Raw genomic sequence first — 23,779 nt, 5'->3', positions numbered from 1 at the left:
GAGAACCATGAGCGAACAAGAAAAACTATCTATTATTGTTTTCAGCGGTGAATTGGATAAGGCCCTAGCTACCATGAATATTGCTACCGGGGCAGCTGCTTCCGGGATGGAGGTAACATTATTCTTTACTTTCTGGGGAGTCAGTATGCTGAAGAAAAAGGGTCCCAAAAAGGGAGCATCCACCATACTGGGTAAGATGTTTGACAAAATGCTGCCCGGCGGACCGGATAAGCTGCCTCTTTCCAATTTAAATATGGGTGGTATGGGTTCGAAGATGATGCGAAAACAAATGAAAAGTAAAAAGGTGCAAAGCCTACCGGAATTTTTGGAGTTGGCTCAGGAACTAGATATAAAAATGGTGGCCTGTACAATGTCCATGGATGTAATGGAAATACCCAAAGAAGACTTGATTGACGGTATTGAATACGGTGGTGTTGCCGCATTTTTAAATGAGGCATCCGAATCCAAGTTTTCCTTATTTATCTAACTTACTAAATTTATATAATTACTAAGATTTTATTTTAATTAACGAACGGGGGCTCATCATGAAGCTATTTAAACTGGGTATAGTTCCAGGATATGAAGCAATGACGGTCTTTCATGCCTTGGCGCGCTTGAATATTGAAGCACTGGTACTGGTTTCGCCTGAACAGCCTTTGGTGAGTGTGGGCTATTTTCAGGATACCCAGCGGGTATTAGACGTAGAAGCATGCCGACGGATGGGCCTACCCGTTATTCGGCGCGAAGTTGGCGGCGGCACTGTACTGCTGGACAAAAACCAAATTTTCTATCATGTAGTTATGAAGAAGGATAATCCTAACTTTCCTGCCAGCGTTGACCAACTTTACCGCCTATTTTCCCAACCGCCCATTAACACATATCGACATTTTGGAGTGGAGGCGAGGTTTAAGCCGGTGAACGATTTGATTACGCCGGAAGGGAAAAAAATTGCCGGTGAAGGCGGCGCAAACATCAGTGACTGTATGGTGTTTGTCGGCAGCATAATCTTAGATTTTGACATCGACACCATGGTAAAAATTTTACGGGTGCCCGACGAAAAATTTCGGGATAAGGTGCAGAAAACTATGGCACAGGGCATGTCAACTTTAGCACTTGAACTGGGCCAAATGCCGGATCGGGCAGAGGTAGAACAATCATTGGTGCAAGAGTTTGAAAAGATATTGGGGCCGCTTGAGCCCTCGGAATTAACCAGGGAGATTAAGGATGAGATGCGGGCCGTGGAAGAAAAGCTGACTGCAAAAAAGTTTCTTTTTGAGGAAAGGCACCAACGACATCAGGCGGTCAAAGTTAAGTCCGGGACTTTCGTAGGCCAAGGTAATTATAAGGCTACCGGTGGTTTGATATCTACCACGGTTAGTTACTGCGAAGGTATAATTGAAAATGCGAGTATTAGTGGAGATTTTACTATTAACCCTAAGGAAGCGTTGGTGGAACTTGAAAAGACCTTAACCGGCGTTGATGCCGACCAGATGATAATTGAGACGGCGTTACAAGAGACAATTCTTAAAAACGGGCTAGATATTCCTGGGGTTACCGCATCAGATATTGCCCAGGCGGTGTCAAATGCACTACCTAAAGAATAATAATTCCAAGGAGGTTTTATAAATGCAGCTAGGCAGCTATACTTTTCCCGATGACCTTTACTATGATGAAAATCATGGTTGGGCAAAAGTGGACGGCGATTTGGTAATTTTGGGCCTTTCAGACTTTTCTCAGCAGCTGGCAGGTACCTTTATTCACATTAAATTGCCTAAACTGGGCAAAAGCACCAAGCAGGGCAAACCTGTTTCTTCTATTGAATCCGGTAAATGGGTAGGGAGAATTTATGCCCCGGTGACCGGTGAAGTGGTGGAGATCAATGAAGATTTAAAGAAGAAGGCAGAGATTATTAATAACGACCCATATGATCAAGGTTGGATTTGTAAGATTAAGATGGCGGACCCCGCTGAATTAGATAATTTGCTTCACGGCGATAAAGTTAAGGAGTTTTACGAAGCGGAGATAGAAAAGCATAAGAAATAATGGAAGAGGGGGATTTTATGAGCCAAGATATGATTGAAAAAAAGGCTCCAAATAATGTAGACTCTTCCTTCCCAAATTATCTGCAGCAGGAGGGCGCAGAAAGATTATGGGCATGTTACCAATGCGCCAAATGCACTTCCGGCTGTCCCCTATCCCGGCTGGATGGTGATTATAACCCCCGTCTGTTTATTCGTGCAGCAGGCCTGGGTTTGAAGGAGTGGGTGCTGCAGAATGAAAGTCTTTGGTATTGCCTGCTCTGTTATACCTGTCAGGAAGAGTGCCCTGAGGATGCTCGTCCTACCGAAGTGCTGACTGCGTTAAAGAATGAGGCATTTCGGCAAGGTTTTGCCCCGGCACCTTTGGCCATGGGGGCAAAAAAGTTGATGGAAGAGAGCCGTATTTACCTGGTGGACGATTTTCTTAACGAAGAAAGGGAAGATGAAGGGCTTCCGCCGCTGGACGAGGATGAAGAAGTGTTGGAAGAAGTCTTTGCCATCACGGGTCTAAAAGAACGTTTGGAAAAGGGTGTGGACTGATGAAATATGCGTTGTTTCTAGGATGCAGCATTCCTGTCCGCGTGATGGGTTATGAAAAGAGTGCCCGGGCGGTGGCAGAGAAGCTGGGCTTGGAGTTTGTTGACGTAGATGGATTTCGCTGCTGCGGTTACCCAGTCAAGGCACTGGACCATTATACCAGCTTACTATTGGCGGCTCGTAACCTGGCCTTAGCTGAAGAAGCCGGTCTGGAAATTTGCACTCTGTGTAATGCCTGCAGCGGTAGTCTGCTTGAAGCGGATATAGAACTGAAAGAGGATGAGGCACTGCGTAATAAAATTAACGAAGACTTGAAAAAACTCGGTCTTGAATACAAAGGAACTACCAAGGTGAAACATTTCTTGCGAATAATAGAGGAACTAGCAGCAGCGGGAGAAGTGCCGGAATTAGAAGATGTACTGGCTAAATCACCTGTTGCCGCACATTATGGATGTCACTTTACCAAACCGACCCGTGCTTATAACCATTATTACGGCGAGGACCTGCCATCCCAAGCATTAGATAATCTTATTGGGCTGGTAGGAGCAGAAAGTACAGATTATTCCGGAAAAGATGGCTGCTGCGGCGGCGGTTTGTTGGCATTGCGTCAGGATTATGCCGGTCAGCTGTCCGCGGAAAAGGTAACAGCAATGGTTGAAGCAGGCGCTAAGTCCGTGGTGGTTACCTGTCCTACCTGTGGCATGATGCTATCTAATAACCAAGAGGAAGATGACGAGTTCCCCGTAATATATTTTCCTCAGCTTTTAGGCCTGGCTTTAGGTATTGACCCGGACGATTTGGGCTTTGAGCTTAATTCCGTCGATGCTGAAGACTGGCTGGAAGAATTGGGGGTGGGGTAGAGCTATGACAAAAGTATTGGTAATCGGTGCCGGCCCGGCAGGTCTGGCAGCTACAAACACCCTGGTGAAAAACGGGATATCAGTAAATTTAGTGGAAAAGAAGGGAATATTGGGCGGCCAGTGGCAGAGCTACGGCTGTAAGGCGACAGATGGTACTTGTAACGTGTGTAATGTTTGCCTGCCCTTCGGGGAAATAGAAGCGCTGCTTGATAACGAATTGGTAGATGTCTATTTGAACAGTGAGATAAAGGAAATAGAAGGTAAGCCAGGCGATTTCAAAGTAAAGATTCAGCAGCAAGCAATGCCGGTAGCAGCGGATGATTGTATTGCCTGCGGCAAATGCTTGGAAAGCTGTAATAATGGAGCAGTGACAGCGTGTGATGACAGGACTTATCCACAATACTACACCATAGACAAGAATAAATGCAGCGAAGGCTGCCATGAATGTGAGGATGTTTGTCCCACCGGTGCCATTGATTTGGGTAGTAATACCAAAGATATGGAAGAGGATTACGATGCCGTTATTGTCGCCACCGGCTCCAAAGCATTTGACCCCAAAGTTTCAGCGTGGGGCTATAGTATGCAGCCGGGTATGATTTCTGCTGCTCAACTGGAGCAGGAGATAAAGGATGATAAAGTCCCGTCTTTAGACAGCGCGGCTTTCATCCAATGCGTAGGGTCGCGGAACCAACGGGGTAATAATTATTGCTCCAGGGTTTGCTGCCTTTATGCCTTGCGAATGGCATTATGGCTGAAAACAGAAGAAAAGATTTCAGATTGCGCCATATATTATATGGATCTGCAGCTGCCCACCCGTCAAGTGCAGGAACTTTATCAAAAGTGCCTCCGGGCTGGGGTACGTTTTGTTCGGGGTATACCGTCTGAGATAAGACCTTCGGCAGCAGGGCTTACTCTGCGCGCGGAAGATTTGAATACCCAGGAGATTAATGAAAGTACCTATCAACGAGTAATACTTTCCGTCGGGTTAGACAGCGCTGCTTCAAACGCTGATAGTTTAGGATTAGAAACTAATAACGATGGTTTCTTTGCCGCAGTTGACGGAAATGAAGGTAATTATTCATCCAGAGAAGGGATCTTTCTAGCGGGAACAACTCAGGCGCCCCGGGACATTGCTGCCAGCATTAATCATGGTCAGCAAGCAGCAGTTCAGGTGATAGATGTCCTAAGGGGGAGGGTTGAACATGTCGGCTAAAACAGGTATATTTTTGTGCAGCTGCGGGGGCACTTTGCCGGTTGATGGGTTGATTGATGAAGAGGGTTATCAGCACTGGTCTCACCCTGCTTTGTGTACTAAAAAAGGTGAAGAATTCATTAGCAAAACATTAGCAGCATCATCCCTGGATAAAGCGGTAGCAGGTGCTTGTTCACCACTGCAGCATGAGGACTATTTTCGTAGTCTAATGGGCGATAAATTTTGTGGCATGGCCAACATTCGCGAGCAGGCCTTTTGGGTTACTGAAGATAACAGTGCCGCGAAAGAAAAGGCCCGCCGTTTAATTAGGCGACAAGCGGATAGCATAGGGTTTTCAAGCAGCCCGGTACCGTTGGCAGATTTTGATAAAAGCGTTTTAATTATCGGCAGCGACGAAAGTGCTCAGGAAGCAGTTAAGACATTCGCGGCTAATGACTATAAAGTAATTCATGTTCTTTCTGAAGACAACCAAGAGGATCGGCAAAGTCATGTTCGGAAGTATTCCGGCTACCGTTTGATTGATTTTCAAGGGGACGTAGGGGATTACCGGGCGCTGATCAGAAAAGGGGATGACGAGAAGGAAGTCCATGCTTCCGCCGTAGTCATATCCCCCGATGTCCAATATTTATTGCCTATGGCCAGAAATTCCAAAAAGGTTATGGGGCTTAAGCAATATAGTGGTCTAAGCGAAACAATTGAAAAGGCCGTTATTCTAATTGATTACCAGCATCAGTCCTCGCCTCAAGCATTCCAAAGTGCTTTAAATACGGCGGAAAAGCTTCGGGCAGGAGGAACGGAAGTATACATTTTGGCAAAAAACTTCCAAGTTTCAGCCGGGCCCGACATTGAGGAAGTATACGGCAAACTCCGCCGATCCGGTGTTAAGTTTGTTAAGTACGACCTAGAGCCGCAAATTGTTCAAAAGCAGGAACAGATGCTAATTACAGTCACAGACTTGACAGTGGCACCGCTGGGACCGTTGGAAATTTCCACCGACTTGCTGCTGGTGGCTGAACAGTCGGTAATTTCCGATTGGCATACCTTAAAAGTGTTGAAGGTGGAAATGCCTGTTGGCTATGATAGAAAACAGGGCAGTAGATTGTACCAGGGCGGAATAGGGACGAACCGCAGTGGTATATATGCGCTGTACCATGGTGACTTTCCTACTGGTGCCAATGCTCATGCCGTTAGAGCCAAGGTGGCGGTTAATGCCGTGAACCAATTATTAGCGGATGTGAGTCAGAGTGATGCAGTGCAGATTACCGCTGAAAGATTATCCAGTGGATACTGTGCTCGCTGTCTAACGTGTGTCAGGCTTTGTCCGCATAAGGCCATGGTATTAGACGGCAGGGCAAAGGTAAATAAGCGCAGCTGCCAAAGCTGCGGTATTTGTGCCGCTGAATGTCCGGCCCAAGCGATTGCCGTACCGGGTACTCCTACGGCTGCATATGCCCCGGCGAAAGGGGGAAGTGATAACTGATGAGTGATAAACATGATACAATTTTAGTTTATGCTTGCCGACATTCCGCCTACCGCGCTGCCGACGAAGCGGGGCGAAAGAGATTGACATATTCGCCCCGGGTGGAAATCGTTCCACTGCCCTGCAGTGGTGCTGTCAGTGTGCATGAAATAATTCTTTCTTTGGAAAACGAGGCGGATGGAGTTATTATTATGGGCTGTAACCAGGGCAGCTGCCATCATCAGAACGGAAACCATTGGGCAGAGCAGCGAGCGGGCGAAGTGCGAAAAAAACTGGACCAAATGGGTATGAACCAAGATAAGGTACAGTTTATCAACATTGGACCCGACAATGCCCATCAGTTTGTCAAGGCAGTAGAACAAATGATTATCAGCCTAGAAGAAGGAAGTTCCCGGGAGGCAGCGGGCTAAATGCGCCCCGCAGCAATTTTCCCCGGTTGTTTGGTTACCGCCCGTTTTCCGGAGTATGAACGGTCTGCTCGCACAGTATTGACGGCCTTAGGTTATCAGCTAGAAAACTTAGATGAAACGGTTTGCTGCGGTAGCAACGTTTGGGAGAGTGTTGACGGGGAACAGTGGCTGCCCGCAGCGGTAAATCTCGCCCGGGCAGAGCAGCAGGGAGTGAACCTCATTACCCTATGCGGAAGCTGTACCAATATGCTTACTCGCGCGAGGCAGGCACTGGAGCAGGAGCAAATTAAGGTGCAGGTCAACCAACAACTGAGAAGTATCGGCCTACAGTACCAAAATGGGACGAATGTAGGTCATGTCACTGAAGTTATGTGGCATCGGCTGGAAAAGCTGCGGGAGATCTGTACTTTTCCCTCAAAACAGCCTGTCTGGCCTACCTACCCATGTCAATTGCGAAAACCCGAGGGGATTTCAGACATTGAGGATACGGCTGCTCCGCATATCATGGCAGACATTTTACGGGCGGTAGGCGCCCATGTGGTGCAGCATTCGGCTCAAACAGACTGCTGCGGTGCTACCATGGCTCTCCATGACCCGGAGATGGCCTATACCATGGCCCGGGATAAACTGGCTGCTTCGGCGGCGGATGAACTGCTGGTTACCGCCTGCGGTAATTGTCAGTTGGCGTTATCTCGTTGGCAGCCGTTGACCACTAAGGAGCGGCCCGATTTGCGGCGGGAAGTGTCATTTATTACTGATGTGGTGGCCCAAGCTATTGATGGTGCTGTTATCCCGGATATAAAGGGACACCAACTGCCGAAAAAGAGCATACTTCCATCGGCTTCACCCGAGGAATGCCTGAAATGCGGTAGTTGCAAGACAGTATGTCCCGCTGAGCAAAAAGGTATTGCTTCCATTCCCTCACTGCAGATGGGCGAAGAAGGAAACCCGTGGGCTTGTACTGCTTGCCTTGAATGTACGACCTCCTGCCCCCAGGGAATAGATGTATATCAAAACGGGGTGAGGATGCGTCTCGACAGAGAACCGCAGTCGAACTATCAAAAGGCCTATCAGAATATATTACTTCACGGCACAGTGTTTCCTTTAGCAGATTTAAGGGAGTTTCGCCAGGAAGAGGGATTACCGCCTCTCCGGTTTGGTAATTTAACCAAAATTAAAGATAAAAAACCAATAACTTGACAAAATGGTGCCAGGCACCATTTTGTCAAGTTATTGCAAGTTATTGCGAGCCGGGGGGCTCGCTTTGCTATTCGCTGAGATAGCGGAATACTTAAGCTAGAGGTGAGGGTATGCAAAACTATAGAAAAACATCACATGCAACGCTAGTGAATGTAAAAAGGTGGTTTCCTACCTTTAACAAAAGCACCATATAGATTTTGAGTAACACCGGCGGCTAGGCCAGCTAGACCTCCGGCTATCAGTCTATCTTTCATTACAATTCTCACCTAATCTTTGTTTTTCTTTTATTGTTGGCTTTAGGTTCATTTCTATTCAGTAATATGGTCAAAAAACTAATTAAATTGCTGTCATTCTAGCAGCACGCAATTAATTCAAACTATAAATAACGCAGTTATCATGGAAATGGTCATTGCGTTTTATAATTGGGATGAGCAATAAGGTTGTTTTTTATGTTTTTGCTATATTTGCATTAATAAAGAGTAATAATAAAAAAAGCTTATTATTAGGGAGCGTCCTTATGTGAGAAAAATTAAACCCCCATTTAAAATTAATGATAGACTTTTATTAGCTGCTTTTGCAGGTTTTATAGCAGCTTTAGCTGCCAACTTATCGCTATATCTAATTAATCAAGCCATAATTGGTCAAAACGTAAATATGCCTCAAGTCACACTGGGAATATTTTTAAATAATGAAGTTACTAACTCTCTTTTAATAAAAGTACTTGGCGTAATTTGGAGTACCATTGTTGGAGGAGTCTATTCATTACTTTACTTAGTAGCTCTAGAGTTAACTGGATGGAACAATCTTTGGCTGAAAGCTATTATTGTTGTTAATGGCACTTGGTTATTAGGAGCAGGATTTATGATGAATTTGTTAAATATAACTAATTACACTCGTGACGAACCATTGTCCATAGCTGCATTTTATATTGCCCATATGCTGTTTGCCACTTACTTGTATCTGCTTGTTGATAATTTTGGTCAGCAATATAAAAATAACAAAGATGATTTAAATCTTAAAACTATTAAGATATTACAACAGGATACACGTAATCGTAATCGATACGGTAAAACGATTAAACCTAAAAAAATAAAGTGAGAACTGTTTCCCATATAAGACAGAGCCGTTTGCCCTTTGGTAATTAGAAACGTTGCTCTGAAAACCGCATTATTTTCACAAATCTCTCTCCTTCAATTAGGCTGCTAGAGAGATAATGCATCCATGCTGGTTCATTAGGGTTAGAGCATTATCACTAAAGTTTTAATTGCCTTATCCCCTCCTCTTGATTTATGTCGAAATTTATGACAAAAAATACCATGTAAAAAGCAGGGAATAATCGAAGTATCCCGAATATTCAGGCTAATACCACGAAAATAAAATATAAGTACCCGAAAAGGCAAACCCCGTGAATGAAAACTGGGGACGCAAAGCTACGGGTCTAAAGACAATTAGTTGGCTATGGCCGCCGAGCTGCCGAAGGTAAAAGTACTTTTTGTAACTTTTCAATTGGGGTTTTTTTAAGTTTTTTGGGGGTTGTGGCTTCTAGTTATTTCCATCAAGTGCATAACTCCTGTTAAAAAGATAAATAAAAGCGAGCCGAGTGGCTCGCTTTGCTATTCGCTAAGATAGTTTTTAATGCGCTTTACTGTTTCCCTTCGCCGTGTTTCGATGGCTTCAAAGTCCATGGCGGGTATATAATATTCCTCCATTTCATCATGAGCGGCCTTTGCTTTGTTGATGTAGGAAATAGCCCTGTTCAGTGCCCTGTCAAAACGTACCTCTGTCTGGGATATTTCTGCGGCGTAAAGATTTAGGATTTCCGGGTTTGAGCAGCGGTCAAGATTGATGAAGCGGACCGTATCCAAAGCCGGCAGTTGTCCGGGGTCAAACTTAGTGGGGTTTGAGCCATTTATCACAGCTTTTTTAAGTTTTGGAATAATGATGCAGTCAAGCTTATTGGGGTCAAAGGGGCAGTAGTAAAGCTCCATATCCAGCCCCCGGGCATTGGCGCTGGCGGCAACCCGCTCAATAACTGCAGATTTACCGGAACCCGGTTCGCCCTGCAGAATATAGAGGTCGCAGATGTCCTGCAGCAATGTGTCAAAGGTGTTCACCAGGCCGTTAGGGGTAATGGCGCTGCCAAACATTTTTCTTACTTTTGGTCTGTACCCGTAATCCGCCTGCTGCTGAGCAAATATTTCTGTAAGCAGTTCGTTAGCTAGTTTATTTACCTGATTAAATTCCATACTTTCAGTAATATAACTTTCCCACTCATCATGAATAACCTTGGCTTCCGCCAGACTGCGATAGGCAATATTAAACAATCTCCCCACCCGCTTGTTTACTGCAAGTACTTCATTTTTAAATTTACGTATAACAGTTTCCTGCCAATGATCACCCAGATGGATAATCTCATCCACAGCACCGGGATTTTTAGGGTCAACAACATGTGGTGCTGTTCCATCAATCATAGCGACCTTTCCGTCGATAACTAAGCCATCAATAGAACCATTGTCAGATGAACAACAATGAAACTCTACATCGTAACCCAATTCCCGAAATTCCAAAGAAATTTTTCGCATAAATGTGGATTTGCCGACGCCGGGGCCGCCCTTTATCACCATGATGCGTGTGGCTGTCTCTTGGCTGATAATGTAATCATAAAAAGAATAAAAACCGATAGATGTGTTACCTCCGGGAAACATCTTTTTTAGACTGCCTTTTTCTGACATGCCCAAACCTCCCTCTGATATAAAACTTTTTTTCACTGTATAGGAAATTATGGGTTAGGATAATTTCCTAGAAGCGAGTACCTTAATGCCGCCGCAAGCTATGAAAGTGGTCGCTCTTCTTGAACATTGTGGTATTTTAAAATTTATTCAGTAAAAATTTGTCCTATGCCGATTAAATTTTACTTGGTATCATTACCAATCATAAAGCAAAGGACTGTGTAAAAACTATAACTATCGCTCTAAAGTTGGGAGATAGTTACCAATGAAAGAAACATTTCAAAACTCACTTAACAATAAAAATGAGATGACCATAGCGTGGGAACTGGTTCCCGGTAGAGGTGCTCGGGAGAAGAGTCAAGAAAGCGCTTTAAAAGCGGCAGAGGAAGCGGCAAAGGGTGATAGAGTCCATGCTTTGACTATTACAGATAATCCCGGCGGAAACCCAGCGATACTGGCAGACTATTTAGGCATGGAAATTCTCCGAATGGGTATCGAGCCGCTGGTTCATTTTAGCTGCAAGGATAAAAACAGGTATCAAATGGAGAGCCAGCTTTATGCGCTTAACCGGGCCGAAGTAAACAATCTTTTGGTGCTTACCGGTGATTACCCGGAGGCACTGGAGGGAAGAAGACCTAAGCCTGTTTTCGATATGGATTCTACCCATACGTTAGAGCTTATTACCAAGATGAATAACGGCCTTGAGGTGCAGGGAAGGAAAGGGCCAATTAAGTATCACCCGACTAGCTTTTTTACCGGTGCAGCGGTATCCCCGTTTAAGGCCACTGAAGCGGAACAAGTGACCCAGTATTTTAAACTTGAAAAAAAGGTCGCTGCCGGGGCCCGATTCATTGTTACCCAACTCGGCTATGATGCGAGAAAGTTCCATGAGGTCCTGCAATTTCTTAAAGTGCACAATGGTGATATTCCGGTCTTGGGGAATCTTTATATCTTGTCTTATAGCGCAGCAAAACTAATGAATCAAAACCAAATTCCTGGTTGTGTGGTGCCGGATAAGCTACTGGCAAAAATTGAAGAAGAAAAAGATGCATCAGACAAGGGCTTGGAAAAAAGATTATTAAGAGCAGCCAAGATGTATGCCGTTATGAAAGGTATGGGTTTTAGCGGCGTGCATATCGGCGGTCATAATATAAAGTATCATCAGGTAGAGTATATCATCGATAAGGGTGAAGAACTAAGCATTGATTGGCAGGATTTAGCGGCTGAATTTGATTATCCGATTCCAGGAGGATTTTATTATTTTGAGAAAGATAAAGCAAGCGGGCTGAACACTACTAAGCCGGTAAATAGGGAAAAACTGCCGCTAAACGCACCGGTGGGTATCACTTATAAAATATCACGAATTATGCACAGTATCTTTTTTGACCCGGGTAAACCCCTTTATCGGGCCATGAAGTATCTATCAAAAGCCCTGGATGGGTCAATACTTGAAAGACCTTTTCATAAGCTGGAATTACTGTTGAAAGTAGGACTGTATGATTGCAAAGACTGTGGCGACTGTGCCCTGCCTGATACTGGGTATGTATGCCCTATGTCTCAGTGCCCGAAAAACCAACGTAACGGCCCCTGCGGTGGGAGTAACAATGGTTTCTGTGAGGTAAATCCGGACAGGCAGTGTATCTATGTCAGGGCATACTCAAGATTGAAAAAATACGGAGAGGAAGAACAACTACGCGGTACACAAATACCGGCATGTAACTGGGACTTATATCAAACATCCGGCTGGAAAAATTTTTATCTGGGCCGAGACCATGCGGCGGCCTGTCCCGTTGATAAAGCGAAGGATAAAAAGATTAAAGAATTAGCCCAGCACTGATAATAAATAGTGACTTTCCAATGAGTAATTATTTTAAAGAAAGGGATTAGGTGTAGAGCAAATATGGCAGATTTTCAGCAGGATTGACTACAATAAGGTGGAATAGATTGAATATGATCAAAAAAGCTAGGGTGTGGGGAAAATGCGATATCGCACCGTCCAAGGAAAAAATGGCCACAATATTCCCTGCTTTAGTGCGGTGCCTAAAGGTGCCAAAGCAATCATAACTATTAGTCATGGATTTCGTGGGCACGCGGGTCAGTATAATCAATTAGCGGATTGTCTTATCGCCAACAAATATGGTGTTTATGCTTTGGACCATAGGGGGCATGGCCGTGCACCGGGTGAGAAGGGGCACATAACTACTTACTTGGACTTTGTGGCTGATATGCAGACCTTGGTTGATTTTATTACCATGGAACATAAACTGCCTATATTTACTTTTGGGCATAGTATGGGCGGGTTGATTACCTTTTTATACGGGATTAAATACCCGGAAAAGATTAAAGGACAAATTTTTTCGGCGCCTGCTTTAGGTCTACCCTGGGGAACAAGCATCATTCCCAGATGGTTATATGGCTTTGCCTGCAAATACTTCTCTAAGTTACGTGTTTACCCGGTGGTTTCGAGAAGTGCCAGTAGAAATGAAGAGTTTCTTCGTGGACTAAAGAAGGACCCATATGTGCTTAAGTATGCTACAGTAGGTTTTTTCTGTGAATTTTTTAAAGCTATCAGTTGGGCCAAAGAGAATGACCGGGATTACCGTCTGCCCTGCTTAGTACTGCATGGGAAGGATGATAAGATTATCCCTTTTAATCGCTCGGAAGAAATTATAAAAAGGATACCGGCTGCGGACAAAACCCTTAAACTCTTCCCAGGTTTTTACCATGAATTAATGCAGGAACCTGGAAGCTGCGAATTAAGGGAAATCATCCTGCATTGGTTAAAAGCCAGGGCATAGTTAGTACTCGGGAGAACACTACGAAAAGGAAGTTAATCAATCACTTTAATGCGGTACAAGTCTTTACGTCGGTCTTTTAACTGGGTTACAGTACCATTTCGCCTACTGCGCCTTAATGTTTCTAAATCTACTTCACCGACAATCACGGTTTCGGTATTGATACTGCATTCGCCCGCGATACCGTCTGGTGGAAATGCCAAGTCCGATGGCGTAAAAATAGCAGATTGGGCAAACTGTACATCCATATTCTCCACATGGGTCAGATTGCCCACCGTGCCGGAAATAACCGTATATATCTGATTTTCCACTGCTCTTGCTTGAGCGGAATAACGAACTCTAAGGTAGCCTTGACGGTCATCGGTACAAAATGGGGTAAAAATTATATTGGCTCCTCTATCAGTTACAATTCGAGACAACTCAGGGAACTCTATATCGTAGCAGATAAGAATGGCAATTTTACCGCAATCGGTATCAAACACTTTGATTTCATCACCGTTTTGGATACCCCACCATTTTTTCTCATTAGGTGTAATGTGCAGCTTTGTCTGCCGGTCAATGCTCCCGTCCCGGCGAAAGAGGTATGATACGTTATAAATGGAACCATCCACCTCGGCAAAGTGTGACCCGCCGATGATGTTTATATTATAGTTTACTGCCAATGAAGAAAACAGTTTAATAAACGGTTCGGTGAACTCTGCCAGCCTTTTTACCTGCTGGCTGGGGATGGTTTCCTCTAAGAAAGATAACAACTGGATAGTAAATATCTCGGGAAACACCGCAAAATCAGCTTTATAGTTCGAGCTGACGTTGACATAGTATTCACACTGCTGGGCAAAATCCTCAAAACAATCAATTTTTTTAAGCATATACTGAATAACGGTGATGCGTACTGGGACAGACCTGATATAATGGCGGCGAGGCCTCTTTTGCGCGGGCATATAATCTGTATTGTTCCATTCCATTAACGTAGCATATTCTAACGATGCAATATCATCAGTTAGGTATCCGGAATTAATCCGCTTCACTGTAAAGCCATTCATAAGTTGAAAGGTGAGTACCGGGTCATAGATGTTGTGTTGGGTGACTTGTTCAACATATTCTTTTGGGCGCATTTCTTCAGCATAATTGTGGTAATTAGGTATGCGTCCGCCGATGATGATACTTTCTAAGTTTAGTTTTTGTGCCAGCCGTTTTCTTGCTTCATAAAGCCGGCGGCCGATTTTCATGCGGCGGTAGTCAGGGTGAACCATTACTTCAATGCCATATAAGTTCTTGCCCTGTGGGTCATGATTTGTAATATAGCCATCATCACAGATTTCGTCAAAAGTGTGTTTATCATCGTATTCATCAAATTCTATAATTAATGAGGAGCAGGAGCCGATGATTTTGCCGTCATACTCTACGCAAAATTGACCTTCGGGAAAAGTCTCTAATTGGCTTTCAAGGTGGCCTTTTTCCCAGGGTTCCATGGTGGGAAAGCAGACTTTGGCAAGTTCAATAATGTCATTGATGTCTTCAAACCTAATATTTCGCATTGTGATTTTTCGCTCGAATTTCGAGAGGTCTATCTTTGGCATGCTAAGCATCCTTTCGTGTAATTTTAGTATGTAGAATAAATGTATGGGGGAATTAATATGGGTTTCTTTAATACGGTTGTATTTAGCATTCTCATTATAGCCGCACTGGTGTACATTTATCAACAGCGAGAGAATGAGGAAGAATATTTGGTCCTGAAACTGATTGGCTACTACTTTCTCGGCAGTTTTCGTTTCAATATTAACCAATTATATTTCCCGTTAGGTTTTATAATCTTCTTGATTGTTTTTAAGCCTAATGTTAATAGAAAGATAAAACATTGGGCCGCGTATTTGGGCTTGGCTGCATTCTTGATTGGTTTGGCAAGTCATGCTTATTAGGGGGTATCAATCAGATCCGGTAATTGACGATATATTTCCACCACTTCGTCTAGCTTGATGCGTACTAAACCACTTGACGAAGGGGCGACAAAATCGATGGTTTCGGGTACCACGGGCTGGGTTTGAATGCCCCATGCTGTTTGCCTTTGTCCGCTATACTGCTGGTAAACCCCTTTGCCCACGAAACAAACAACCTTGGGGTTGTAATATTTGATTTTTTCCATTAGTACCTTTTTGCCGCGGCGATATTCCTCTTTGTTAATATCTGCAGCGCCTCGGGTGGGCCGAGATACAATGTTAGTAAGCCCATAGCCTAAATCAAGCAGTTTCTGGTCTTCTTCAGGCCGGAATTTATGTGGCGTTAAGCCTGCCCGGTAAAGGATGGCCCAAAACCTATTATGAGGATTGGCATAGTGGTGCCCGGTTTCCCCTGAGCGGATGCTGGGGCTGAAACCGACAAATAACACATTGAGTGTGTGAGATAGATGATCTGGAATGGGCTTCAAGAAATCACGTCCTCACATTAAACGATTATCAGGGGCCATGTAGCTGCCGGTTATTATTCCCAAAACTTTTATGATAATGAGGTGAGAAAATGTCTAAAGCTATTTTATTCGATTTAGACGGCACGCTGCTGCCGTTAAATACTGAAGAATTTCTCAAAAAGTATTTTGGCACCGTTGCCCCCTACTTTCGTGATGTTGCCGCGCCTGCTGAATTTCTCAAATACCTGCTGACGGCGACGGAAAAGATGCTGCAAAATGATGGTACCGTTTCCAACGAGGAGCTGTTCATGCAGCAGTTTCTCCCTGCTATTAAACAGGAAAGAGAAGTGATGGCACCACTCTTTGAAACTTTTTATCGGGACGAATTTCCCCAGCTAAAACAGTATGCAGGGTATACTGAACAAGCAGCCGAAGTGGTACAACTAGCAGTGGATAAGGGATATAAGATAGTATTAGCCACAAACCCGGTATTTCCTGAAGCCGCCATCCGTCATCGGATGGAGTGGGCAGGGGTGGGGCACTTCCCATGGGCTTTGGTAACCGCATATGAAAATACCTGCACCTGTAAACCAAATCCCCGTTATTACCAAGAAATTTCTGATAAGATCAAAGTCAGGCCAGCGCAATGCTTGATGATCGGTAATGATGTGCAAGAGGATATAGTCTCTAAATCCTTAGGAATGACAACTTTCCTGGTTACAAAGAATTTAATTGATCGTGGTGACCCTACATATGAACCAGATGGGCGAGGAGATTTAACGGAACTAAAAGATTTCCTTAGCAAATTTTAATTTCGTTTTTTTTGCTGCGTTTCCTTCTGAGTATACAACATACTCGCTAAAATACATTGACTTACTCAGTAAATGGTATTATAATAATTCAAACTTCAAAATTAGTGCAACGATGATGTTGCCAAAAGGACAACGATGTCCTGTGAACTTAAGGTTTGCAGGGCATTTTTTAGTTTCCGCACAGGTGCGGATTGGAGCGATGATGCCTCTCGTTAATATTTTTCGGGGGGCATTTTTCTTTTATCCTTTTATGGACTAAGGAGACCGTGGCAGTGGTGCCATTGAACCGGTATTACAGGTCAATGGTGCCACTTTGAATATTGATACAAATTAATTCCGGAGGTGATTCGAAGTAGCTGTAAGTTAGTTAATTGTCTCAATAGATTAAAAAGGAGAGGATAAGAATGAAAAGGTTTTTAATGTTTAGTTTGTTAGTGTGCTTAATGCTATTACTTATTCCCGGTATGGCATCGGCAGCGGATGGCATTAGTACTGCAAGTAATGCTGTAGCAATTGACACCGTTTGGACTCTGATTGCGGCTTTTCTGGTATTTATTATGCAAGCTGGTTTTGCCATGGTGGAGGCAGGTTTTACCCGGGCCAAAAATGCTGCTAATATCATCATGAAAAATGTGATGGATTTTGTATCCGGAACATTGGTATTTTGGCTAGTAGGGTTTGGCCTGGCTTTTGGGGTCAGCACCAATGGGCTGTTTGGATCGACAGGTTTTATGATTAATGATGGATTTGATCATCTTGGGCTAGGAATTCCTTTAATGGCTTTTGTTCTTTTCCAGACTATGTTTTGCGCTACTGCAGCCACCATTGTTTCCGGCGCTATGGCGGAACGGACGAAGTTTGCTGCTTATTTTGCCTATAGTATCGTGATCAGCGGCTTAATTTATCCAGTGGTTGTACACTGGGTGTGGGGCGGCGGTTGGTTAGCTCAATTGGGATTTGTGGATTTCGCCGGTTCTACCGTGGTTCATTCTCTGGGGGGATGGGCCGGCTTGGTCGGAGCAAAGATTCTTGGCCCGAGAGTGGGTAAATACAGTAGTGATGGTAAATCCCATGCTATACCCGGTCATAACCTTACTCTTGGGGCCCTCGGGGTATTTCTCCTATGGTTTGGCTGGTTTGGATTTAACCCGGGAAGTACGATTTCCGGCACTACCCCTGATATTGCAGCCATAGCGATGACCACAAACCTGTCTGCTGCTGCCGGTGCCTTTGCTGCCATGATATATTCCTGGGTTCGTCACGGCAAGCCGGACGTTAGTCTCACTTTAAATGGTGCATTGGGGGGACTGGTAGGAATAACAGCAGGGACTGCCAGCGTTAGTCCCGGTGGAGCGCTGATAATTGGACTAATAGCCGGCGTAATTACTTTGCTGGCAGTAGAGATTATTGACAAGGTATTCAAGATAGATGACCCGGTAGGTGCCGTAGCAGTTCATGGTATGTCCGGTGTATGGGGTACACTGGCGGTGGGGTTATTCGCTACCGATGGCGGGCTATTTTATGGCGGCGGCTTAGCTATGTTTGAGGTGCAGGCTATTGGTGTCATTGCCGTACTTGCTTGGACTCTTACCACCACGGTGGTACTCTTTAAGGCCATTGACATAGTAATTGGGCTTAGGGTTACTGAGGAAGAGGAGGTAGCCGGACTGGATATAGGTGAACACGCAATTGAGGCATACGGCGATTTCATGCTTCGGGCTAAAGTGCCGACAGTGGAATAGGGGGTAAAAGGATGAAAAAGATAGAGTGTATCGTTAGACCATCAAAGTTTGAAGAGGTTAAAGAGGCACTGGGGGCCTATGGTATTCAGGGATTGACGGTTACCCATGTCATTGGATGTGGTGGACAAAAAGGAAAAACAGAAGTATATCGAGGTAGTGAGTACACGATTGACTTACTGCCAAAGGTCAAGATTGAAGCAGTAGTAGCAGATGCTCAAGTGGACGAAATTGTAGAAGTTATTGTGGAAAAGGCGCGGACCGGTAAAATCGGCGACGGTAAAATATTCATCTATCCGCTGGAAAACGCGGTGCGAATCCGTACCGGTGAGTCTGGAGAAAAAGCCATCTAAAGAAGGACTCCCCGGCAGTGAATGAGCATCTTCTCGTTCAATAGCCGGGGAGGTTTTTTAAGTATTAGAAAGTATAAAATACAATTGAGTTTTGCTCTTGAGCAATAACTTGACAAAATGGTGCCTGGCACCATTTTGTCAAGTTATTGGTTTTTTTATTATATCAACTCCACGTCATAATGGCGCAGCCACAAATCTAGCTGTATCAGAAAAGCCAGCATTTGGGGTCCGCTCATCAGCTGGCCGAACCAGGGCAGATTTATTTGTCGGGCATCTTCGTCAATTAAGCTCCGTACAGCTTTTTCATTAATTAGCGGTAGAATAGGTGAAGAGGGGTCCTGAAGAATATTGTCTACTTTGAGGCTTACCGCTTTTAAATAGCTGGGGTTATAGGTTTTGGGGTAAGGACTTTTTTTTCGATAAATAACGTCCAGGGGGAGCAGGCCCTCTAAGGCGCTGCGAAGAATGCCTTTTTCATGGCCGCCGTGGTTCTTCATTTCCCAGGGAATATTCCAGGCATATTCCACCAGACGATGGTCACAATAAGGAACCCTTACTTCAAGCCCTACAGCCATGCTCATACGGTCCTTACGGTCTAACAAAGTCGGCATCCAACGGGTAAGAGTGAGGTAAAGCATCTGACGCATTTTGGTTTCATGTAGTGTTTCCTCAGCCCGTGTAGGGGTTTCTTGTAGGGCTGCCTGGTAGCGCTGGTACAGATAATCCGAGGCCTTTATTTTCTTTATCAGAGAGGGTGAAAAGAAGCTAAGTCTTCTATGCTGCATGCGCATCCAAGGAAAAGTCTCGGCGTTCAGAGCCTCTTGACGGTAAAACCAAGGATAACCACCGAAAATTTCGTCAGCACATTCTCCTGAAAGTGCTACTGTGGCATCTTGCTTTATTTCTTTACAGAAGAGGTAGAGGGAAGAATCAATATCCGTCATACCCGGTAGGTCTCTCGCCATTAATGCATCGGACAGGGATGATGCCAATTCGGGGGTATCTAATTGAATATCATGATGTTTGGTACCCAGATAATTTGCCACCAGGGGAATCCACGGTGAATCTGAATTTGGTTGGAATTCATTGGCATGGAAATGTTTATCATTATTAACGTAATCAACTGAGTAAGTGTTAAGGGTTTTTCTGTTATGTTTTTGATAGTATTTAGCGGCAATTGCTGATAGTCCGCTGGAATCTAAACCGCCGGATAATAAGGTGCATACCGGCACATCGGATACCAGCTGGCGCTCTACGGCATCGGTAAGCAAATGTCGCACAGTCTCGATTGTTTGTGGCAGACTGTCATGATGTTCCTTACTTTGAAGCTGCCAGTACTGCTGCTGTTTTATTCCCTGGCGGCTAAAAAATAGCCAAGTGCCCGGTTTTAATTCGTCTATACCCTTAAACACTCCATGACCCGGTGTGCGCGCGGGACCAAGGGCAATCACTTCCGCCAGGCCGTCGCTATCCACCTGGGGCTTTACTTCCGGGTGAGCCAGGATGGATTTTAATTCCGACCCAAACAGTAAACCACCGTTATGAGTTTTAAAAAAAAGGGGTTTTACACCTAGTCGGTCCCGGGCCAAAAACAAGCTTTCTTCCGTATCGTCCCAAAGCGCGAAGGCAAATATCCCATTGAAATGCTCTACGCATTCCGGTCCCCATTCTAAAAAGGATAACAGCAATACCTCAGTATCCGAATGACCGGAAAATCGGTATCCGCGCTGGAGAAGTTGTCGACGAAGGTCTTCAGTATTATAAAGTTCGCCATTATACACCAGGGTATAAGCCCTGGGACCAAGATAACGCGTCATCGGCTGTTTGCCACCTTCTGGGTCAATCACCACCAATCTTCGATGAACCAGCCCGCAATGGAGAGAAAGCCAGACGCCAGCGTCGTCAGGCCCCCGCAAGTTTAACGTATCACCCATTTTTTGTAGTACATTCTTTTCTCGTAACAAATTTTTTTGCCAATCTACCCATCCGGCAATGCCACACATAAAAAATCCTCCTTAATGATATTTCCTCTTATTAGATAATGATTTTCATTCTCAATAACAATCTATGCTATAGCAGTTCAGTTGTGCAAAGTAAGTCAAAATAGAATTGAACAATTGAAAAAACCGCACCAATTTGATGGTACAGTTTTAAGGGTAGTTTATTGTCTAAAAATATGTTTTATGGTCTTATTTCTAGTGCTTTTTTACCAAACTTTTCGGCAGATTCTGAGGCTAGGGCGCTGTACTTTAAGAATTTCTTTTTTAAACTATTATCACTTACCAGCACTGATAAGGCCTGATAGGCAATTGAGGCAAGGTGGGCGTCTTTCTCATAATCCCTTAGCATTTCGAAGTCACTGATATATTTATTAATATCAGGCATATTATTTCTCACTCCTCAGCATTAAGCAAACTTATTTTCATTCCTTCTAATTCCTCAGCTACCTTGACCAGCAGCGAAGCTTCCTTCTTGAACATACTCTTCACCGAAGAATTTTGGGCCGAATCGGCATACAAAAGAAGTTTTTTCGCCACCAGTTGGGTTTTATCCAAAAAATGTTCTACTGCTTGGGCATCGCTTACATTTAACTGAAGCTGTTCACTTAACAGCGTCGCCACCCCCTCAATAGGTAGTTTGTTACAATTATGGCATCTATATACAAGGGATGGCCAGATGCCGAAATGAAGTATACAATATTTTCTAGGGTATTCCTTGACACCGGGGTCATTTTTATTCATAATTAGTTTGAATTACATCGGTTTTAGGGCAATGGCGTCCTCATCAGGTTTCTGGTGGGGATTTCTTTGTACCATTCAGAAAGCATATCTTTGAGGAGGCATAAATTGAACTAAGCCTTCTGCTGCGTCTTAAAAGACTTGCAAGTATTCATTTTAACTATTCATTGTAGTTTACGACAAGATTTGTATAGACTATAGACAGGACGACTTTGGAGGGAACTTTATGTTTCAGTCTAAAATTTTCGTGGCGACACAAGATAAAAGAGTTTTGGAAAAGGTACGGCAGGCGGTAATCCGTGAAGGGTATCAAATTGTGGGTGAGGCAGCCGACGGAAACACTGCTATTAGGGGGATCAGGTCTACCCTGCCGGCTCTTATCATTGTCGATGCTGACCTGCCAGGGCTTAACGGTATGGAACTTGCCCGCATCGCTTATGAAGATAATATAGCTCCTGCAGTAGTTTTATTAAATAACTGGCAGCGGGAGCATACGACAAAGGGGCACGAGCCATGGCTGATATCCTGGTTGATAAAACCGGTTACTGACACTAACCTAATAAGCAGTATCGGCATTGCCCGAAGTAACTTTCAACGCATTCAGCAGTTGGAAAAGGAAGTGGCTGAGCTAAAAGAAACTTTGGAAACCAGAAAGCTGGTGGAAAGAGCGAAGGGAATTTTAATGGAGACAAAAAATATTAGCGAAGGAGCAGCTTATAAGTTGATTCGTAAGCAAAGCATGAATAAATGTGTCTCTATGCGCCAGGTGGCGGAAGCAATTATTTTAGCTCATGATTTAGGCAGCTAAATCCGGGAATGCACCCCGCATTTTACTTTTTTCCCAGAAGTTTCTGATGGAAATATTGTATACATGGAAATTGCTGCTTGAGCAAAATTGGATGTAATGTTACAATTAATAAAATCAAATATTTTAGCAGGCAATGATGTCTGCTGGTATGACTGGAGCAAAGGCGTTCCGAACTAGGTGTTTTTATGCACCTTATGTTTGGGACGCATTTTTAATTTAAATTAATTTTGGGAGGTTTTAACTATGAAACCGGAAGTTAAACAAGAGATTTTGAAAAAAGCAAAGGATTTGGATGTTCAATTTATTCGGCTGCAATTTACAGATATTTTTGGTGTGATGAAAAATGTCGCTATTACTCGTGACCAGTTGGAAAAAGCCCTGGACGGGGAGCTAATGTTTGATGGTTCTTCTATTGAAGGTTTTGTGCGTATTGAAGAATCAGATATGTATTTGAAGCCCGACCCCGATACTTTCGCTGTATTTCCCTGGCGACCCCAAGAAGGCGCTGTGGCAAGATTAATCTGCGATATTTACAATCCTGACGGCACTCCATTTAGCGGCTGCCCGCGTAACACCTTAAAAAAGGTAATTGCTGAAGCAAAGGAAATGGGGTATACCATGAACGTCGGTCCCGAGGCTGAATTTTTTCTCTTCCATACCGACCAAAATGGAAAACCCACCTTGGAGACTCATGACAAAGCCGGTTATTTTGACTTAACTCCAGTGGATCAGGGTGAAAACGCCCGCAGAGATATGGTGCTTACCCTGCAGCAGCTTGGGTTTGAAATAGAGGCATCACATCATGAAGTGGCCCCCGGTCAGCATGAAATTGACTTCAAATATGACGATGCTTTGACCACTGCGGATAATATACTGACTTTTAAATACGTGGTAAGAACCTTGGCTCAGCGTCACGGACTGCATGCTACCTTTATGGCAAAACCCATCATGGGAATTAATGGTTCCGGTATGCACTGCAACCAGTCGCTATTTAAAGACGGTAAAAATGCTTTTTACGACCCCAATGGAGAATTGGAGTTAAGTGAAGACGCTCATTACTACATTGGCGGTTTGGTAAAACATGCCCGGGCAATGGCTGCTATTACCAATCCCACAATAAACTCCTATAAGCGTTTGGTGCCCGGTTACGAGGCCCCTGTATACGTGGCATGGTCTGCCCGTAACCGCAGCCCGCTGATTCGTATTCCTGCTAGACGTGGAGTGGGGACTAGGGTAGAAATGAGAAACCCTGACCCGTCAACTAACCCTTACTTGGCTATTGCAGTAATGCTTAAGGCCGGTTTGGACGGAATCAAGAATAAGATAGAAGCGCCAAAACCAGTAAACCAGAATATCTACGAAATGAACGCCGCCCAGCGGGCAGAAGTAGGGATTGATAGTTTACCGGGCAGTTTAGAAGAAGCTTTAGTCGAATTGAAAGGTAATACAATAATTCAGAGCGCATTGGGAGAACACATCTATCGGCGCTTTGTAGATGCAAAACAATTGGAATGGGATAAGTATAGAATTCAGGTAACTAATTGGGAATTAGAAAATTATTTGACCATGTTTTAATTTCCAATTTCCTTGCAACACAAATAAGTTTTTAAAAGGCGGGGGCAATATATGAGCTAGATGCATTAGGGCTCCGTATATGCCCCC

General features: G+C 44.2%; 24 protein-coding genes and 1 riboswitch. Of the genes, 18 read left to right on the top strand and 6 right to left on the bottom strand.

Features of this window, described 5'->3' with window-relative positions; all coding sequences use genetic code 11:
- Positions 1-7 precede the first annotated feature (7 nt).
- The 10 genes from MFMK1_RS15995 to MFMK1_RS15950 all read left to right on the top strand — a co-directional run bounded on the left by MFMK1_RS15995 (position 8) and on the right by MFMK1_RS15950 (position 8,837).
- Positions 8-487, top strand: coding sequence for a DsrE/DsrF/DrsH-like family protein (locus MFMK1_RS15995; protein ID WP_366922678.1), 480 nt, complete (start codon positions 8-10; stop codon positions 485-487).
- Positions 488-545: 58 nt separating this feature from the next.
- The gene (locus MFMK1_RS15990; protein WP_366922677.1) at positions 546-1,604 is read left to right on the top strand and encodes a lipoate--protein ligase family protein; all 1,059 of its coding nucleotides are present in this window, start codon (positions 546-548) and stop codon (positions 1,602-1,604) included.
- Between the two features lie 22 nt (positions 1,605-1,626).
- The gene (locus MFMK1_RS15985) at positions 1,627-2,043 is read left to right on the top strand and encodes a glycine cleavage system protein H (RefSeq protein WP_366922676.1); all 417 of its coding nucleotides are present in this window, start codon (positions 1,627-1,629) and stop codon (positions 2,041-2,043) included.
- Positions 2,044-2,060: 17 nt separating this feature from the next.
- Complete coding sequence (locus MFMK1_RS15980; protein ID WP_366922675.1) at positions 2,061-2,579, top strand: 4Fe-4S dicluster domain-containing protein; 519 nt, start codon at positions 2,061-2,063, stop codon at positions 2,577-2,579.
- Positions 2,579-3,436, top strand: coding sequence for a CoB--CoM heterodisulfide reductase iron-sulfur subunit B family protein (locus tag MFMK1_RS15975; protein WP_366922674.1), 858 nt, complete (start codon positions 2,579-2,581; stop codon positions 3,434-3,436). Before MFMK1_RS15980 ends, MFMK1_RS15975 begins: the two co-directional genes overlap by 1 nt.
- Positions 3,437-3,440: 4 nt before the next feature.
- Complete coding sequence (locus MFMK1_RS15970; RefSeq protein WP_366922673.1) at positions 3,441-4,649, top strand: FAD-dependent oxidoreductase; 1,209 nt, start codon at positions 3,441-3,443, stop codon at positions 4,647-4,649.
- Positions 4,639-6,129 carry a hypothetical protein gene (locus tag MFMK1_RS15965; protein ID WP_366922672.1) on the top strand — a complete coding sequence of 497 codons (1,491 nt, stop codon included), beginning with the start codon at positions 4,639-4,641 and terminating at the stop codon, positions 6,127-6,129. Before MFMK1_RS15970 ends, MFMK1_RS15965 begins: the two co-directional genes overlap by 11 nt.
- On the top strand, positions 6,129-6,539 hold the full coding sequence (locus MFMK1_RS15960) for a hydrogenase iron-sulfur subunit (protein ID WP_366922671.1): 411 nt from the start codon (positions 6,129-6,131) through the stop codon (positions 6,537-6,539). Before MFMK1_RS15965 ends, MFMK1_RS15960 begins: the two co-directional genes overlap by 1 nt.
- Positions 6,540-7,739: a heterodisulfide reductase-related iron-sulfur binding cluster gene (locus tag MFMK1_RS15955; RefSeq protein WP_366922670.1), complete on the top strand. Its 1,200-nt coding sequence runs from the start codon at positions 6,540-6,542 to the stop codon at positions 7,737-7,739. It abuts the gene before it with no gap.
- 519 nt (positions 7,740-8,258) lie between these two features.
- Positions 8,259-8,837, top strand: a complete 579-nt coding sequence (locus MFMK1_RS15950; RefSeq protein ID WP_366922669.1) for a hypothetical protein — start codon at positions 8,259-8,261, stop codon at positions 8,835-8,837.
- A 287-nt stretch (positions 8,838-9,124) separates the two neighbouring features.
- Positions 9,125-9,217: riboswitch (cyclic di-GMP riboswitch) on the top strand.
- Positions 9,218-9,352: 135 nt separating this feature from the next.
- On the opposite strand, the gene MFMK1_RS15945 is transcribed toward MFMK1_RS15950, so the two are convergent.
- Entirely contained in the window at positions 9,353-10,471 is a 1,119-nt protein-coding gene (locus MFMK1_RS15945) for a PRK06851 family protein (RefSeq protein ID WP_366922668.1), read from the bottom strand.
- A gap of 262 nt (positions 10,472-10,733) precedes the next feature.
- Between MFMK1_RS15945 and MFMK1_RS15940 the strand changes: the two genes are divergently transcribed.
- Both MFMK1_RS15940 and MFMK1_RS15935 read left to right on the top strand, forming a co-directional pair.
- The gene (locus MFMK1_RS15940) at positions 10,734-12,305 is read left to right on the top strand and encodes a methylenetetrahydrofolate reductase C-terminal domain-containing protein (protein WP_366922667.1); all 1,572 of its coding nucleotides are present in this window, start codon (positions 10,734-10,736) and stop codon (positions 12,303-12,305) included.
- A 142-nt stretch (positions 12,306-12,447) separates the two neighbouring features.
- On the top strand, positions 12,448-13,266 hold the full coding sequence (locus MFMK1_RS15935; RefSeq protein WP_366922666.1) for an alpha/beta hydrolase: 819 nt from the start codon (positions 12,448-12,450) through the stop codon (positions 13,264-13,266).
- Positions 13,267-13,298: 32 nt separating this feature from the next.
- Here the strand turns inward: MFMK1_RS15935 and MFMK1_RS15930 are convergent, their stop codons facing one another.
- Positions 13,299-14,843, bottom strand: a complete 1,545-nt coding sequence (locus MFMK1_RS15930; RefSeq protein ID WP_366922665.1) for a GNAT family N-acetyltransferase — start codon at positions 14,841-14,843, stop codon at positions 13,299-13,301.
- A 57-nt stretch (positions 14,844-14,900) separates the two neighbouring features.
- Here MFMK1_RS15930 and MFMK1_RS15925 point away from each other — a divergent pair, with 57 nt between their 5' ends.
- A complete protein-coding gene (locus MFMK1_RS15925; protein ID WP_366922664.1) occupies positions 14,901-15,182 on the top strand; it encodes a hypothetical protein in 282 nt (93 codons plus the stop codon).
- On the opposite strand, the gene mug is transcribed toward MFMK1_RS15925, so the two are convergent.
- Complete coding sequence (mug, locus tag MFMK1_RS15920; RefSeq protein ID WP_366922663.1) at positions 15,179-15,688, bottom strand: G/U mismatch-specific DNA glycosylase; 510 nt, start codon at positions 15,686-15,688, stop codon at positions 15,179-15,181. The two genes, MFMK1_RS15925 and mug, sit on opposite strands and share 4 nt — an antisense overlap.
- A gap of 89 nt (positions 15,689-15,777) precedes the next feature.
- Here mug and MFMK1_RS15915 point away from each other — a divergent pair, with 89 nt between their 5' ends.
- From MFMK1_RS15915 to MFMK1_RS15905, 3 genes are all read left to right on the top strand, one after another.
- Positions 15,778-16,479, top strand: coding sequence for an HAD family hydrolase (locus tag MFMK1_RS15915; protein WP_366922662.1), 702 nt, complete (start codon positions 15,778-15,780; stop codon positions 16,477-16,479).
- Positions 16,480-16,883: 404 nt separating this feature from the next.
- On the top strand, positions 16,884-18,221 hold the full coding sequence (locus tag MFMK1_RS15910; RefSeq protein WP_366922661.1) for an ammonium transporter: 1,338 nt from the start codon (positions 16,884-16,886) through the stop codon (positions 18,219-18,221).
- Positions 18,222-18,232: 11 nt separating this feature from the next.
- Entirely contained in the window at positions 18,233-18,571 is a 339-nt protein-coding gene (locus tag MFMK1_RS15905) for a P-II family nitrogen regulator (protein WP_366922660.1), read from the top strand.
- Positions 18,572-18,729: 158 nt separating this feature from the next.
- Here the strand turns inward: MFMK1_RS15905 and asnB are convergent, their stop codons facing one another.
- The 3 genes from asnB to MFMK1_RS15890 all read right to left on the bottom strand — a co-directional run bounded on the left by asnB (position 18,730) and on the right by MFMK1_RS15890 (position 21,192).
- Complete coding sequence (gene asnB / locus MFMK1_RS15900) at positions 18,730-20,574, bottom strand: asparagine synthase (glutamine-hydrolyzing) (protein WP_366922659.1); 1,845 nt, start codon at positions 20,572-20,574, stop codon at positions 18,730-18,732.
- Between the two features lie 178 nt (positions 20,575-20,752).
- Positions 20,753-20,956, bottom strand: a complete 204-nt coding sequence (locus MFMK1_RS15895; protein WP_366922658.1) for a hypothetical protein — start codon at positions 20,954-20,956, stop codon at positions 20,753-20,755.
- Between the two features lie 8 nt (positions 20,957-20,964).
- On the bottom strand, positions 20,965-21,192 hold the full coding sequence (locus MFMK1_RS15890; protein ID WP_366922657.1) for a hypothetical protein: 228 nt from the start codon (positions 21,190-21,192) through the stop codon (positions 20,965-20,967).
- 343 nt (positions 21,193-21,535) lie between these two features.
- Between MFMK1_RS15890 and MFMK1_RS15885 the strand changes: the two genes are divergently transcribed.
- Both MFMK1_RS15885 and glnA read left to right on the top strand, forming a co-directional pair.
- On the top strand, positions 21,536-22,117 hold the full coding sequence (locus tag MFMK1_RS15885; RefSeq protein WP_366922656.1) for an ANTAR domain-containing response regulator: 582 nt from the start codon (positions 21,536-21,538) through the stop codon (positions 22,115-22,117).
- Positions 22,118-22,360: 243 nt separating this feature from the next.
- The gene (glnA, locus tag MFMK1_RS15880) at positions 22,361-23,692 is read left to right on the top strand and encodes a type I glutamate--ammonia ligase (protein ID WP_366922655.1); all 1,332 of its coding nucleotides are present in this window, start codon (positions 22,361-22,363) and stop codon (positions 23,690-23,692) included.
- The last annotated feature ends 87 nt before the right edge of the window (positions 23,693-23,779 follow it).

This window comes from Metallumcola ferriviriculae, assembly GCF_035573695.1.
Classification (GTDB): domain Bacteria; phylum Bacillota; class JADQBR01; order JADQBR01; family JADQBR01; genus Metallumcola; species Metallumcola ferriviriculae.
The sequence above is the reverse complement of the archived record's forward strand: the minus strand, read 5'-3'. Positions and strand labels throughout refer to the sequence as shown.